Below are 14,969 nucleotides of genomic sequence, written 5' to 3'. Positions count from 1 at the left end.
CACCCATCATTTCGGTTGGATCAGCGCGCGGAACCGGCCGATCGACCCGCCCGTCTTCACACGGGCGCGATGATGAAGCGCGAAAGAAGCGGTGAACCTTCTATGAAGCTTCGGCTTCGCTCAGGTGACCGCGGTGGGAAACGCCGGCCTGGGAAACCGCCGGCTGGGCAATTCGCTGCGGCACATCGGTATGCGCGAGGATGGCCTCGACCAATGCCTCAGGATCGTTTTCCGGAATGAGCGTGATGCCGAGCTTCGGCAGGATGCCGCAGGCCGGCGTCGCGATCACCGGGACGCCGGCGGCGAGCGCCGCGAGAAGGCTGCGCGGCTGCTCTTCTATGATGCTGGGCTGAACCACCAGGCCCGCTTCGCGCAGCCAGTTGAGATCGGTGCGGGCGGCATGACGCACCGGCAGGCCGGACCAGAAGCCTTCGCCTTCCAGGTCGCTGCCGAGCAGCACCACTTCGAGATCGAGCTTCAGCGCCAGCGCGCGGACTTCGTAGGCGCCTTTGCGCGCGATGCTGGGACCCGGGAAGACGATGGAGCGGCGCTTCGGCGTGCGGGGCGCGCGCAACGGGCTCGGCATATGCCAGTCCAGGAGCTCGGCCTTGCCGGGAAACTGGCTGGCGACCAAGGCATGCGGCGTCGCGATACGGTCCGCGGCCTCGAGCGCGGCCTTTTCCGCCGCGACCACATCGGCCGGCGCGCGGAAGTCGGCGAGGGTGGCGCGGTCGGGATGGGCCTGCGCGGCGCGGTCGAGTCGCGACTGCAGCTTTTCCATCGGCATCCGGGTCATCAGCACGGTGACGCGGCGGCCGCCGAGCACGCCCAGTTTCCAGAGGAAGGGCAGCAGCGACTGGGCGACGCAGACTTCAGTCACGTCCGGCGTCAGGATCCGCGCCAGTCGTTTCGCCACGGCCTCGCAGCGGCGCAGCTGCGCGGCGACGCGCCGGCCGTTGGCGGCGTGGCGCCGCGCGCGGAGGGAATGGATCAGGCTGGCGACGGTCGCGGTGGCCGGCCGGTCGAAGCCTTCGGTGGACCAGGCGTAGCGCGGCTTGTTCCAGCGGTTGCCGTCAACCGGGATGCCGATGCGATCGCCCGGGGCGCGCCGCTGCTCCACATAAGCGCGGAACTCCGGCCAGGCTTCGTCGAGCAGAAAGGCGGTACGACCGAGCACGCGGGGGGCTCCCAGTTTCCTCGTTCCCTGTCTAATGAGGGGGTCTTCGTGACGATGGCAGCGGGTCTGGCCGCAGGACCCGCAATCATTGGCCGGGGTCAGCGGACGGTGGTCGAGATCGAGCACCGGCATCAGAATGGAAGCGCGCGGCGCGCGGGCATAGAGCTGCACCTTGAGCGCAGTTGCGCTCAAGGTGACGCGGAGCTGCAAGGCCTGCGGCGCGCGGAAGCGGAGATCGACATAGTTCCAAGCGACGGTCGCGTCGCGGCCGAGTTGCGCCGCCGAGCCGGGAACCGCGCGGGAATGCGCATGGCGCTCGAGGATCGGGCAGCCGGCTGTCAGCGCGACCTCGAACAGGGCGTTTGAGAGCTGGCACAGGCCGCCGCCGGTCGAGGCGACCATGCAGCCTTCCTTCAGCATCCGTCCGGCGACGAAGCCGCGGGCGCGGGTCGGCTTGCCGAGCTGCTTCCAGAAGCTGAAGACTTCGCCGGCCGGAATCAGCAAGCCGTCGAGATGCCGCGCCGCCCGGCGCAGGTTCTCGACCTTGCCGAACTGGAAGCCGGATTCGCTCTGCCGCGGGTCGGACCAGAGCGGCGTGACCGATTCCGCGAGCAGCACGGGCCAGGTTTCACACTGTGCCTGGGCAAGCTTCGGCAGCGGGTGGAGAATGTCGCTGAGGCGCCGCTGCACCCGCAGGCCGGCCGCCTTCGCCGCGAAGATCAGCCCGGAAAGCCGGGTCGGTTGACGCCAGTTTTCATCGGGCCGCAGCTGTTCCGGTCGCGTGATCGAGTTCATGATCCCTATTGAGCATATGGGGACGAGCGCGCCCGTTGAGGCGCGGTGCCGTCGAGACCATGGCCTTGTCGCGGCCGGGCGTCACGCGGTTCGCGGGGGGTCTGTGTCCTGCGTCACGTCGACGGCGTCACAGCGCCGGCGGAATGCCGGAATCCCGGTAGAATCGATAGGTCCCGCGCCCGCCTTGCTTGGCGGCATAAAGCGCGGCGTCGGCATGCTTGATGAGCTCGTCAGGCAGGATTCCGTCGGCCGGAAACAGGCTGATGCCGATGCTGGCGCCGATCCGCACCACATGGCCGCCGGGCATGTCGAAGGGTTCGGAGAGCCGCGCGATCAGCTCCAGCGCCAGCGCCGCGGCGCGATCGCGGTCGCTGAGCTGCTCGAGCACGATCACGAATTCGTCGCCGCCCAGCCGGGCGAGGGTATCGGCGTCGCGCAGGCGCTCGCGCAGCCGCTTGGCGACGGCGATCAGCAGCACATCGCCGGCCGGATGGCCGAGCGTGTCGTTGACCTGCTTGAAGCGGTCGAGGTCGAGGAACAGCACCGCGCCCAATCCCTTGTCGCGGCGGGCGCGGCTCAGCGCATGCTCCAGCCTGGTCAGCAGCATCAGGCGGTTCGGCAGGCCGGTCAGCGCGTCGTGATGCGCCAGATGCTCCATGCGCTGCTGCGAGCGCTTCCACAGCGTGATGTCGGAGAAGGTGCCGACATAGTTCGTGATCTCGCCTTGCTCGTCGCGCACCGTGCTGATGGTGAGAAGCTCGGGATAGACCTCGCCGTTCTTGCGCCGGTTCCAGATCTCGCCCTGCCAGTAGCCCGCGTTGCGCACCGCATCCCAGAGCGCGTCATAGAAGGCCTGGTCGTGGCGGCCCGACCGCAACAGCCGCATCGTGTTGCCCAGCAGTTCGTCGCGATCATAGCCGGTGATGACGCTGACGGAGGGATTGACCGCGAGGATCCGGCCGTCCGGGTCGGTGATCACGACGCCTTCCTGGGTGTTGTTGAAGACTGCGGCGGCCAGCCGGCGCTCTTCGTCGTCGCGGCGACTCCCGGTGACATCGCGGGCGAAGCCGTGCCAGATCGTGCCGCCGTCGGCCGCGCGCTCCGGCGTCGAGCAGGCCGATATCCAGACCAACCCCTTCTTCGGATGCTGCAGTCGGAACTGCTGCTCCCACATCGTGAGCCGCTCGGCGGAGATGCGCATCGAGGCGATAAGGCGTGCCCTGTCTTCCTCGAGCATGGCGGCGAAGAGCGGCGCCGCATCGGCCTCGACGGCCGCCGGCGCCAGGCCGCAAAGCTCGACCAGGTTGGGCGCGGCATAGGGCACCGAGATCGTGCCGTCGGGCGCCAGGCGGAAGGCATAGATCGTGCCCGGAACGGTCGCGGCGATCTTCGCCAAGTAGTCCCGCAGGCCGATCTTCGGGCGCGCCGCGTCCGGTTTGACGTCGATCGATTGGTGCTCGGCCATCCAGGTTCCACCATTAGGCAGTGGTTCCTTGGTTACGGCTTTGCGCTGCGCGATGCAACCCAGGTCGGGAACGGCCGGCCAGCCTGAAGCCGTCAGGCGGCGCCGGCCCGGGGCGCCGGGAAGTTGAAGTGGACGGCGCCGTCCCGGCCGAGGGTCTGGAACAGGTCTTGCGCCGGCAACGGGCGAGAGAACAGAAAGCCCTGCACCGTGTCACAACCCTTCTGGTCAAGGAAGGCGAACTGCTCCGGCGTCTCGACACCTTCCGCAAGGACCTCGAGGTCGAGATGCTTGGCGAGGCCGATGATCGCGGTGGTGATCGCGATGTCCGCGGGGTTGTTCGGAATGTCGGTGACGAAGCTCTTGTCGACCTTCAGCTTGTCGATCGGGAATTGCTTCAGGTAGGCGAGCGAGGAATAGCCGGTGCCGAAGTCGTCGATCGCCAGCCGGATACCGAGGGCCTTCAGTGCCGACAGCTTCTCCAGCGTCGATTCGGGCCGCTCCATCAACGCGCCTTCGGTGATTTCGACTTCCAGGCAGTGGGGCGGCAGCCCGGTCTCCAGAAGCACGGCGCCGACCCGCTCGGCGATATCGGGCAGCAGGAATTGGCGCGGCGAGAGATTGACGGCGATGACCTCGATCGCAACCCCGGCGTCGCGCCAGGCCTTGAGCTGTCGGCAGGCGGCGCGCAAGACCCAGTCGCCCAGCGGCACGATCAGCCCGGTCTCCTCGGCGAGCGGGATGAAGCGATCGGGCGGCACGAGGCCGGCATCGGGATCCTGCCAGCGCAGCAGCGCCTCGGCGCCGATCAGCCGGCGGCCCTCGATTGCGACCAGCGGCTGGTAGTACACAACCATCTCTTCGCGCTCGAGGCCGCGGCGCAGCTTCGCCTCCAAGGCCAGGCGGGCATTGGCCGCTTCCGTGAGCGCGGAACGGTAGAAGCGATAGGTCCCCTTGCCGTGCTCCTTCGCCTCGTAGAGCGCGGTGTCGGCCTCCTGGATGAGCTTGCTGGCGACGGTGGCGTCGGCCGGGAACAGGCTGATGCCGATGCTGGTGCCGATATAGACGACGTGACCGCCATCGAGCTCGAAGGATTCCGCCAGCCGCTCGATCAGGGTTTGCGCGACCGCAGCGGCGCGCTCCGGGGTGCCGACGCCTTCCAGCACCACCACGAACTCGTCGCCGCCAAGCCGCGCCAGCGTGTCCGAGTCGCGCAATCGTGCCCGCAGGCGCTGTGCCACATGAATCAGCAGCTCGTCGCCGGCGGGATGACCCAGGCTGTCGTTCACGTTCTTGAACCGGTCGAGGTCCAGAAACAGCACCGCGCCGATCTCGCCATGCCGCCGCGAGCGTTCGAGCGCATGCTCAAGGCGCGAGTGCAGCAGCAGGCGGTTCGGCAGTCCGGTCAGCGGATCGTGATGGGCAAGCTTGTGCAGCTCCTCCTGCGAGCGCTTGATGTTGGTGATGTCGGAGAAGGTTCCAACGTAATTGACGACCTCGCCGGCCTCGTTCCGCACCGTGCTGATGGTGAGGAGCTCCGGATAGATTTCGCCCCCCTTGCGCCGGTTCCAGATCTCGCCCTGCCAGAAGCCGGCAGTGGCGACCGCTTGCCAAAGCTCCTTGTAAAACGCGGCGTCGTGGCGTCCCGATTGCAATATCCGCATGTTGCTGCCGCACAGCTCGGCCTCTTCATAGCCGGTTATTTCGCAGACCGCGGGATTGACGTTCAGGATGGTGCCGGCGGCGTCGGTCACCACGACGCCTTCCTGCGTGCTGCTGAAGACCGCGGCGGCCTGTCGCCGGCTCTCTTCGGCGCGGCGCCGCTCGCTGATGTCGCGCATCGCCAGAACGATGAATTGCGGCGCGCCGCCCCGGGCCCGGACCAGCGACAGCGTGAAGTCGACCCATAACGCGGTGCCGTCGGCGCGCTGGATCCGACGTTCGACATGATGGCTTTGAATCTCACCGCTCATCAGGCGGGCCAGCGCCGCGGCGTTATCCTCGTGGTATCGCGGTTCGGTGATTCCGGTCAGGCTCGCATTCGCGAGGGCGGAACGGTCGAGACCGAGGCAGATGCAAAAGCGCTCGTTGAACCGTTGCAGGCGGCCGTCCAGTCCGAAATGCGCCAGCGCGATTTCGGACTGATCGAACGTCGCCTCGAAGCGAAGCTGCGCCGCCGCGGTCTCCTGGCGCTGCTGCACCTCGATCATCGCCGCCTGGAGCCTTTGCCGCTGCCAGACCAGACCGCTGATCGCCGCCGCGAACAGGACCGCCGCGATGGTCATGCCGGCGGTGAAGGCAGCGAGACGATTGACCGATTGCAGCGCATGGGCCGCATCCACCTTGGTGAGGACGAACCATGTCGTGCCCGGCACCGGCAGTACCGAAGCCAGCACCGCGACGCCGCGATAGTCGGTGCCTTCGACCACGTCGGCCTCGGCCAGCAGGAGCTTCGCGGTCGGCAAAGCTGGATCATCGAGCGGCATCCGCATCCGCAAGGCACTGTCCGGCCGACCCTCCAGATCGTTGAGATAGACGAGGTCGCTGCCTTCGCGGCGCACCAGGAGCACTTCGCCGCCGGACTGGGCCGTGGGCCAGGATTCCAGGAGCGGGAACAGGGATTCGTCCGGTCTCAGTTCCACCGCCACCAGGATCGGACCGAGAGCGGCGGCACGGCGCGGCGTCGTGATCTGCGCCACGAAGCCGAGGCGAATGCCGGCGGCGCGATCGGGACGATAGAGATCCACCGTGGCCACGCTGCCGCTGGCAAACGCGGCGTCGATGGCCTGTCGCAGCCGGTCGCCCTCCAGGCTGGGCTCGCCGTCGCCCAGAAGCACCGTGCCGTCGGCGCGGAGAATCTGCGCTGACGTGAAGCCGTAGGTGTGACGCAGGCTCGCGAGCGCACCAACCAGGATATCGCTGTCCGCCGGGGCTCCGGCGACGAGCCAGCTGTTCAGGACGGTGCCCGCCGCGGTGTCGTGGGCGAAGGCAAGGACATTGGTGCGCCGCTCCAGGAGCCAACGCTTGATGGCGCTCACCTTGAGCTCGGACACGGTGCGAAGGGCGTCGCGCTGGTCATGCTTCATCGACTCCGCGCCGCTGCGGTAGGCCAGGGTGCCGATCACGGCGAGCGTCAGGGCGATGGCGGCCAGCGCAATGGCGAGCGACTCTCGCCGCAGCTTGGTCGGCACCGCGGTCAGCTGTTCCGCCGGCGTAGCACCGCGCGTGACATGGCGAAGCAGGAGCGCCAGGCCGACGGCCGTAGCGGCCACGAAACCAAGGCCCTTCAGGCTCGCCAGCGGCGATGCCGCGTTGGCATCGCCGACCAGCAGCGCCAAGAGATGGTCAGAGAGCAGAATCCAGAGGCTCGCCAGAATGGCGTAGCCAGCGGTGACCCCGAGAATGAAGCTGTTCCGATTGCTGAGGCGCATTCCCGATTCCTGGCGGGCGATGGCGCACCACGGGGGCACCGACCGCAATCCCAGGCGCCTAGGTTAACAATCTTAGGTTAACCACCGGTTACCGGTGCAGGCCGGCACAGTCGCGGGATTCTCCATGCTGGGCAGGATCGTCCGGGTGGGGGACAGCGCCATCCGGCTCGGTGCCATTTCCTCTGTTGCTGGTTCGCCGCGTGACGGACGAAGTCGGGGATTATCCGATATGGCGGCCGGGCCCGCGTATTCCTGGTGCCGACGTGCAACCCGGCTGCGTTCGTTGGGTTGGGCCGATGCAAGCGCGCTGGGGCCTCCAGTGCGCCCCATCAGGAGAAAGACATGCGGTGCACGGCGTCACGCGCGATGCTGGCGGCTGGCCTGTTGGCGGCCGCCGCGATCCTTCCATTGGGTGGTGCGGATGCCGCGCCGGTCCAGTTCGGCAACAGCTACTACGAATACATCACCGACGAGGCCATCTCCTGGAGCGACGCCAGCGCCGCGGCCGGCGCTTCGATCTTCATGGGGGTCAACGGTCATCTCGCGACCGTCACATCCTCTGCCGAGAATGATTTCCTGCTGGGGATCGCGCCGAGCATTAGCTTTCCGCAGGCGGTATGGTTGGGCGGGGCGGTCGATGCCGGCGGAACGGCGCGCTGGGCGGTCGGCCCCGAAGCCGGGCAGCTCTTCACCTTCAGCAATTTCGGCGGCGCAGAGCCCGATGACGGGCCGAGCAATGTCTATATGAACATCGGGCCGGCGATCGCCGGCATTCTGACCGGGCAATGGGGCGATGCGGCGGGCGGCGCCAGTGGCGGCAGCAGCAGTGGCGGCAGCAGCAGCATCGGCTATTTCGTCGAGTACCAGGTGGGCACGGTGCCGCTACCGGCGGCCCTGCCGCTCATGCTGACCGGGCTTGCGGGTTTCGGCGTTCTCGGCTGGCGCCGCAAGCGGGCGCTTCGAACCGTCGCCGCCGACTGACGGCGCATCCGCATCGACTGCCTCGGCGGGGCCGATGCACTCGATCGCGAGGCATTTGTTGACGGTCTTGCCGTTGTCGCTCAGCGGGAAGACCGCATAGTCGAAGGCAATCCAGGACCGGTCCCCGGCATAGAGCGCAGTGCGGCCGAACACCGGTGCCTTGGTGGCAACCGCCTGCCGATAGGAGCCTTCGATCCCGGACTCGGAAAGCGATGCGACCGACCCGTGTTCGCGGCCGGTGAAATCCTCGCCATGCCAGCGTACCACCGCCGTGCCGACCAGCCGGTAGGCGATGCCAAACGGCTCCGCGGAAAGCTCGGTCAGCAGCAGATAGGGCAGGAGTGGGCGGATCTCCGCCGGCTCGATCGCGCTGCGCGGTGGCGGCACGACGTCGTTGCACTTCGATTTCCAATAGTCATACAGCGCGCGGATGCGCGGGGATCTTACATCGTCGAGGGCGGCGGAGCTGAAATGTGGCGGCCGTTCGAGCGCGTACATTCTGGACTGGGTAATGTGAAAATCGTTGTCGGACCGTGCCTTAACCTATCAGCGTTTCACGCCGATTGCGACGAGACGGTGTTCCCAAAGTTTGACCGATGAGACAAGTTTCCGCCGCTGATGCAGCGCGTCTGCGGCACCCCCACCCAACCCTCCCCCGAAGATGGTGGAGGACTAGAAATCAGCCGTTCAGCTTCTCGATCACACCGTCGAGCTGGTCGAGCGAGGTGTAGTGCAGCACCAGGCGGCCGCCTTTGCCGTCGAACTGTACTTCGACTTTCAGCCCGAGCTTCAGCGAGAGGTCGCGCTCGAGCGCGCGGGTGTCGGCATCCTTTTCCGATCCCCCGCCGGCCGGGCTCTTCTTCCGCGAAGCTTCCGGCTTCTGCTTCTTCGCCAGTGCTTCGGCCTGGCGGACGTTGAGGTCCTTGGCGACGATCTCCTTGGCCAGCGCGATCGGATCGGCGGCGCCGATCAACGCGCGGGCATGGCCGACACTGAGCTTGCCTTCGGAGATCAGGGCGCGCACCGCTTCCGGCAGGGCGCGGAGACGCAGCAGGTTGGCGATCGCCGAGCGGCTCTTGCCGATGCGCTCGGCCAGGGTCTCCTGGGTATAGTCGAATTCCGCCATCAGCCGCGCATAGCCTTCGGCCTCCTCGAGCGGCGTCAGGTCCTCGCGCTGGACGTTCTCGATCAGCGCGATCTCCAGCGTGCTGCGGTTATCGAGACTGCGGACAATAATCGGCACTTCATGGAGCTGCGCCAGCTGGGCCGCGCGCCAGCGGCGCTCGCCGGCGACAATCTCAAAATGACCGGTGAGCTTCTCATGCGGACGGACCAGGATCGGCTGCAGGATGCCGTTCTCCTTGACCGATTGCGCCAGTGCCTGCAGCTCCTCCGGCGCGAAGCGGCCGCGCGGCTGATAGCGGCCGGGATGCAGCAGGTCGATCGCCATGCTGCGCTGGGGTCCGAGATCTGCCGGCGTCTCCTCGCCGCCGAGCAAAGCCGAGAGGCCGCGACCGAGATGCGGTTTCTTGGTCATACGAAGCCGCGCGCTTTATGCGGCACTGAGGGAACGGCCGGAGAGACCGTGCTCGCGCTTCAGCAGCTCGCCGGCGAGCCGCACATAGGCCTGCGATCCGGCACAGCGGATGTCATAGAGCAAAGCGGGCTTGCCGTGGCTCGGCGCCTCGGCGACCCGGACGTTACGCGGGATCTCGGTCTCGTAGACCTTGGCGCCGAAATGCGCGCGAACGTCCGAGGCGACCTGCTCATTCAAGCTCGAGCGCTTGTCGTACATGGTGAGCACGACGCCCTGAATCTCCAGCACTGGATTGAGCGCACGCTTCACCCGGTCGATGGTGCGCATCAGCTGCGAGAGACCCTCCAGCGCGTAGAACTCGCATTGCAGCGGCACGAGAACGCAATCGGCCGCCACCATCGCGTTCAAGGTCAGCAGCGAGAGCGAAGGCGGGCAATCGATCAGGATGAAATCGTAGGGCAGCGGCCCGTGGCTGGCGGCGCGGGCCAGCGCATCGCGCAGCCGGTATTCGCGGCGGTCGAGATCGATCAGCTCGATTTCGGCGCCGGCGAGGTCCGGCGTGGTCGGGATGATCGACATGTTCGGCACAACTGTGGGTTGTGTCGCGGCGGCCAGGCTCGCACCGCCGACCAGGACCTGGTAGGCGCCCAGCCTGCGCTGCACGCTGTCGATCGCGAGGCCGGTCGAGGCATTGCCCTGGGGATCGAGATCGATGATCAGGGTGCGGCGACCGCAGGCGGACAGGGCCGTGGCCAGATTGACCGCGGTCGTCGTCTTGCCGACGCCGCCCTTCTGGTTCGCGATGGCGATGATGCGCGGCGAACCGTGAGGCGAACCGTGGGGTGCGCCGGGAGCCCTAAGCTCCGTCGCTCCATTGTTTCCGGGCTGGTCGCTCACGTCTGGCCCCGTTTCTCGAGATGCGACAATCGGAGGATGAGCCCGGTGGGATCGGTGACGCTCCGAACGCGCTCAACCGTCATTTTCCAGACTCTCAAGGCGGCGGTCAATTCCTCTTCCGCCTTGGCACCCTTGGGAAAAATGCAAACCGATGCGGTTGACAGGAAAGGTGACGCCCAGTCGAGCAACTGGGTCAAATCGGCCAGGGCGCGGGCGGTGATGATGGGCGAAACCCAGGGTTTCAGCGCCTCGACCCGGGCGGCATGGATCTGCACCCGCCCGGCACAGCCGGTCGCCCGCGCCACTTCACCGAGGAAGGCCGCCTTGCGTTGGTCGGACTCGACGAGGTTGGCCGCCCGGCCCGAGAGCAGCGCCAGGACCAAGCCGGGGAAGCCGGCGCCGGAGCCCAGATCGGTGATATGGCCGTCGCCTTCGGGCAGCAGCGGCAGCAGCTGCGCGGAATCCAGGAAATGGCGGTTCCAGACGTCATCCAGGGTCGCGCCCGAGACCAGGTTGATGGCCTTCTGCCATTTTCGGAGCAGTCCCGCATAGGTCTCCAGGGCGGCCATTGTTTCACGTGAAACAATGACACCGAGCTTCTTCAATTCCGCCAGGAATTGCTCGGGGCCAAAGGAAGGGGCCATGGTTAGTTGGCCGAGATCGAGGTGTTGCACCCCGACCCAACCCTCCCCCAAAGACGGGGGAGGGCTTTGTTCTTCTCCCTCCCCCGGCTCCGGGGGAGGGCTGGGGAGGGGGTGCCGCAAACCAGGCTCATGACGCTAAGCCGCCGTGCGCCGCTTCACATGGCGCAGGAGGGCGACCAGGGCCGCCGGGGTCACGCCCGGGATGCGGCCGGCAGCCCCGAGGGTCGCCGGGCGCGCCGTCTTCAGCTTTTGCCGCACTTCAGTGGAAAGGGCGGCGATCCGGTCGTAATCGAGGTCCGGCGCCAGGGAGAGGTCTTCATCGCGCCGGAAGGCCACGACATCGGCCTCCTGGCGCTTGAGATAACCGGCATAGCGACCGTCGATCTCCATCTGCTCGGCGATCTCCGGCGCCAGCCCCTGAAGCTGGGGCCAGATCGCAGCCAGGCGCTCCCAGGTGATATCCGGATAAGCCAGCAATTCCAGGGCATTCCGCCGGACGCCGTCCTGGTTGATGGTGAGGCCCAGCCGCTGGAGCTGGGTCGGGGTGGCGCTCAGGCCCGTCATCAGGACGCGCCCGCTTTCCAAAGCCGCGGTCTTGTCGGCGAAAGCCCGCTGCCGCTCCGGTCCGATGCAGCCAACCTCGATCCCGCGAGCGGTCAACCGCTGGTCGGCGTTGTCCGCCCGGAGCGAAAGCCGGTATTCCGCCCGGCTGGTGAACATCCGATAGGGCTCGTCGGCGCCGCGGGTCACCAAATCGTCCACCATGACCCCGGCATAGGCCTCGGCCCGGTCCAAAGTGAAGCCCCGATCGTCACCGGAGACGGCCAATGCCGCATTCACCCCGGCCAGAAGGCCCTGGGCGCCAGCTTCTTCATACCCGGTCGTCCCATTGATCTGGCCGGCCAGGAAAAGGCCCGGAACCCGCCGGGTCTCCAGGGTCGGCCGGAGCTCGCGGGGGTCCACGAAATCGTATTCGATCGCATAACCGGGCCGGAGCATTGCCGCCTGCTCCAGGCCCGGAATGGTCCGGAGCAGCGCCTCCTGGACATCCCGGGGCAGGGAGGTCGAGATTCCATTGGGATAGACGGTCGGGTCGTCCAGGCCCTCCGGCTCCAGGAAGATCTGATGCCGGTCCTTCTCGGCGAAACGAACCACCTTGTCCTCGATCGAGGGACAATAGCGGGGACCGCGACTCTCGATCTGGCCGGAATACATCGGCGATCGGTGCAGATTGGACCGGATCAGGTCATGCCCGGCGGCACCGGTATAAGTGATACCGCAGGAGATCTGCGGGGTGTTGATCTCCCGGGTGAGAAAGGACATCGGCGCCGGCGGATTGTCACCCGGCTGCATCTCCAGGGAGGCCCAGTCGATGGTGCGGCCGTCCAGCCGCGGCGGGGTGCCGGTCTTCAGACGGCCCAGGGCAAAACCGAAGCGGGCCAGGGTCTCCGAGAGCTTCAAAGCCGGGGCTTCGCCGACCCGCCCAGCAGGGATCCGCTCCTCGCCACAGTGGATCAGGCCGTTCAGGAAGGTGCCGGTGGTCAGGACCACGGCGCCACAGGGGATACGCCGGCCATCCTGAGTCAGGACCGCGGAGAGCCGGCCGTTCTCGACTTCCAGATCCTCGACGGCGGCCGCCAGAACGGTCAGGCCTTCCTGCTCGGCGATCAGGGCCTGCACGGCCTCGCGGTAGAGCTTGCGGTCGGCCTGGGCCCGGGGGCCGCGAACGGCAGGGCCCTTGGAGCGATTGAGCATCCGGAACTGGATGCCACCCCGGTCGATTGCCCGCGCCATGATTCCGTCCAGGGCATCGATCTCCCGGACCAGATGGCCCTTGGCCAGCCCGCCGATCGCGGGATTGCAGGACATCTCGCCGATCTTGGCCGGATCATGAGTGATCAGGAGGGTGCTGGCGCCCATCCGCGCCGAAGCCGCGGCCGCCTCGGTCCCGGCATGGCCGCCGCCGACCACCACCACATCGAATTGTTTCACGTGAAACATCTATTATCGTTATTTATCAATTACTTACCGATGCAGAACTCACGGAAGATGATGTCGAGGACATCCTCGACATCCACCCGCCCGGTGATCCGCCCGAGCGCCCGGGTCGCCAGCCGGAGTTCCTCTGCCTTCAACTCGACCGGCCCGACGGCAAGACCCCGGACCAGGGTCTGACGGCAATCTGCCAGCGCCTCACGGTGCCGGAGCCGGGTCAGCGCCGGCTGGTCGCTGGAGGCCAGCAATCCGGCCGCCCGTACCTTCAGCACCGCGAGCAGATCCGACAGGCCCCTCCCGCTCAACGCCGAGACCGCAATCAACAGGTGCCCGGACAGCGCCTGCAACGGCGCCGCCAGCAAATCGGCCTTGTTCAATACCAGAATGGACTGAGCGTCAATCTGCGCCCTGGTCGCCTCGGGAATAACCGGCCAGACGGCGCCGTCGATGACGATGAGCTTCACGTCGGCGCGCGCCGCCCGATTGAGCGCGCGGCGGACCCCTTCGGTCTCGATCCTGTTGCCGCTCTCGCGCAGGCCCGCGGTGTCGGCCAGCAGCACGGGATAACCGCCAAGATCGAGATGCAGCTCGATCACGTCCCGCGTCGTGCCGGCTTCATCGGAGACGATTGCGACATCGCGCTTCGCCAGCGCATTCATCAAACTGGACTTGCCGGCGTTGGGCGCGCCGAGAATGACGACCGACAGACCTTCGCGCAGGCGCTCGCCGCGGTGGTCGTCGTCCAATGTCCGCGCAATCTCGACGCCGATCGCGCGCATCGCCTCATCGACACCCTCGACCAGACCGGAGGGCAGATCCTCCTCCGGAAAGTCGATCGCCGCCTCGATGCGCGCGAGCGCCCCGAGCAATCCGCCCCGCCAGGCCTCGATCTGCTGCCCGAAGCCGCCTTCCATCTGGCGCAGCGCTTGCCGCCGCTGCGCCTCGGTCTCGGCGGCAATGAGATCGGCGAGGCCCTCGACCTCGGTCAGGTCGAGCTTGCCGTTGTCGAAGGCGCGGCGCGTGAAGGCGCCGGCCTCCGCAGGCTGGAGCCCTTGCGCCGCAAGGCTTTCCGCCATCGCGGTGATGACGGCGGGGCCGCCATGGATATGCAGCTCAACCATGTCCTCGCCGGTGAAGCTGGCGGGTTCGGGAAACCAGAGCGCGAGGCCGTCGTCGATGACAATGTCGCCGGCGCCGTGGAATTTCCGACGCGCCGCCACGCGTGCTTGTGGCAGATCGCGCCGCGTGATCGCGCGCAGCACATCGCCGGCTTTGGGGCCGGAGATGCGGATGATGGCGACGCCCGATCTTCCCGCCGGCGTCGCCAGCGCGAAGATGGTCGTGCTCATTGCGCCGACTTCGCGATGCGGTCCTCGGGCAGCTTGTCCTCCGGCTGCAGCATCAGCCGCTCGACCCGCTCGCCCTTGAGAAGGTGGCGTTGCAGGATCTCTTCAGCGTCCTCGATCGAGTTGTAGCTGTACCAGACGCCTTCCGGATAGATGACCATGGTCGGCCCGAGCTCGCAGCGGTCGAGGCAGCCGGCCTGGTTGATGCGCACGTCCTTGAGGCCGAGCTCCTTGGCCCGGGCCTTCATATAGTTGCGCAGCTTCTCGGCGCCTTTGCGCTTGCAGCAGCCGCGCGGATGGCCGTCGGGCCGCTCGTTCACACAACAAAAGACATGGGCGCTGTAATAAGGCGCGGGATCGGCCATTGGTAAAATCCTTCGGGCGGATGCCTCGGATGGGCTATTGGCCGGACTTCTTATCCGACCCGCCGAATTGCTGCCAGAACATGCGTTGCAGCTGTTCCATATTGGCAAGGCCGGCCGGAACCCAGGTCTTCATCAGGGTCTCCGGATCCATGGCCTGCATCCCGGCCATCAGCCGGTTCTCCAGCTCTTTCATGACGGCGGCCTGGACCGGCTGCACATCGGGCAGGCCGAAGAAGGCCCGGGCCTCTTCCGGCGTGCAGTCGATATCCACATGGATCTTCATAAAGCGCTCCCGGATGCCGATCCGATCAAGACTAAGGGCGCGGCAACCGACTTACA

Annotated in this window: 12 protein-coding genes; 1 reads left to right on the top strand and 11 read right to left on the bottom strand. The window is 67.0% G+C overall.

The genetic code is table 11. From position 1 onward, the window contains the following. Nucleotides 1-100 precede the first annotated feature (100 nt). The 3 genes from ACYQ4T_RS16485 to ACYQ4T_RS16475 form a co-directional block, all read right to left on the bottom strand. Nucleotides 101-1,972, bottom strand: coding sequence for a VanW family protein (locus ACYQ4T_RS16485; RefSeq protein WP_459856280.1), 1,872 nt, complete (start codon nucleotides 1,970-1,972; stop codon nucleotides 101-103). A gap of 127 nt (nucleotides 1,973-2,099) precedes the next feature. Then, nucleotides 2,100-3,437, bottom strand: coding sequence for a diguanylate cyclase domain-containing protein (locus tag ACYQ4T_RS16480; protein WP_459856278.1), 1,338 nt, complete (start codon nucleotides 3,435-3,437; stop codon nucleotides 2,100-2,102). 92 nt (nucleotides 3,438-3,529) lie between these two features. Next, complete coding sequence (locus ACYQ4T_RS16475) at nucleotides 3,530-6,865, bottom strand: bifunctional diguanylate cyclase/phosphodiesterase (protein WP_459856275.1); 3,336 nt, start codon at nucleotides 6,863-6,865, stop codon at nucleotides 3,530-3,532. Between the two features lie 342 nt (nucleotides 6,866-7,207). Here ACYQ4T_RS16475 and ACYQ4T_RS16470 point away from each other — a divergent pair, with 342 nt between their 5' ends. Further along, complete coding sequence (locus ACYQ4T_RS16470; protein ID WP_459856272.1) at nucleotides 7,208-7,846, top strand: VPLPA-CTERM sorting domain-containing protein; 639 nt, start codon at nucleotides 7,208-7,210, stop codon at nucleotides 7,844-7,846. Here ACYQ4T_RS16470 and ACYQ4T_RS16465 read toward each other — a convergent pair. From ACYQ4T_RS16465 to ACYQ4T_RS16430, 8 genes are all read right to left on the bottom strand, one after another. Next, on the bottom strand, nucleotides 7,748-8,344 hold the full coding sequence (locus tag ACYQ4T_RS16465; RefSeq protein WP_459856269.1) for a PAS domain-containing protein: 597 nt from the start codon (nucleotides 8,342-8,344) through the stop codon (nucleotides 7,748-7,750). The genes ACYQ4T_RS16470 and ACYQ4T_RS16465 overlap by 99 nt on opposite strands. Nucleotides 8,345-8,525: 181 nt before the next feature. Beyond that, entirely contained in the window at nucleotides 8,526-9,383 is an 858-nt protein-coding gene (locus ACYQ4T_RS16460; protein ID WP_459856267.1) for a ParB/RepB/Spo0J family partition protein, read from the bottom strand. 15 nt (nucleotides 9,384-9,398) lie between these two features. Continuing rightward, complete coding sequence (locus ACYQ4T_RS16455; RefSeq protein ID WP_459858033.1) at nucleotides 9,399-10,196, bottom strand: ParA family protein; 798 nt, start codon at nucleotides 10,194-10,196, stop codon at nucleotides 9,399-9,401. Nucleotides 10,197-10,276: 80 nt separating this feature from the next. Beyond that, nucleotides 10,277-10,924 carry a 16S rRNA (guanine(527)-N(7))-methyltransferase RsmG gene (gene rsmG, locus ACYQ4T_RS16450; RefSeq protein ID WP_459856264.1) on the bottom strand — a complete coding sequence of 216 codons (648 nt, stop codon included), beginning with the start codon at nucleotides 10,922-10,924 and terminating at the stop codon, nucleotides 10,277-10,279. 135 nt (nucleotides 10,925-11,059) lie between these two features. After that, nucleotides 11,060-12,925, bottom strand: a complete 1,866-nt coding sequence (gene mnmG / locus ACYQ4T_RS16445; protein ID WP_459856261.1) for a tRNA uridine-5-carboxymethylaminomethyl(34) synthesis enzyme MnmG — start codon at nucleotides 12,923-12,925, stop codon at nucleotides 11,060-11,062. Between the two features lie 20 nt (nucleotides 12,926-12,945). Then, nucleotides 12,946-14,268 (bottom strand): tRNA uridine-5-carboxymethylaminomethyl(34) synthesis GTPase MnmE, encoded by a 1,323-nt coding sequence (gene mnmE, locus ACYQ4T_RS16440; RefSeq protein ID WP_459856258.1) that lies wholly within the window; start codon nucleotides 14,266-14,268, stop codon nucleotides 12,946-12,948. Next, nucleotides 14,265-14,630 (bottom strand): (2Fe-2S) ferredoxin domain-containing protein, encoded by a 366-nt coding sequence (locus ACYQ4T_RS16435; RefSeq protein WP_459856255.1) that lies wholly within the window; start codon nucleotides 14,628-14,630, stop codon nucleotides 14,265-14,267. The genes mnmE and ACYQ4T_RS16435 overlap by 4 nt, the downstream gene beginning before the upstream one ends. 34 nt (nucleotides 14,631-14,664) lie before the next feature. After that, nucleotides 14,665-14,913, bottom strand: a complete 249-nt coding sequence (locus ACYQ4T_RS16430) for a DUF6489 family protein (RefSeq protein ID WP_459856252.1) — start codon at nucleotides 14,911-14,913, stop codon at nucleotides 14,665-14,667. Nucleotides 14,914-14,969: the final 56 nt, after the last annotated feature.

Source organism: Dongia sp. agr-C8, assembly GCF_054658695.1.
Note: the sequence above shows the minus strand (reverse complement) of the source record. Positions and strands in the feature narration are given on the sequence as shown.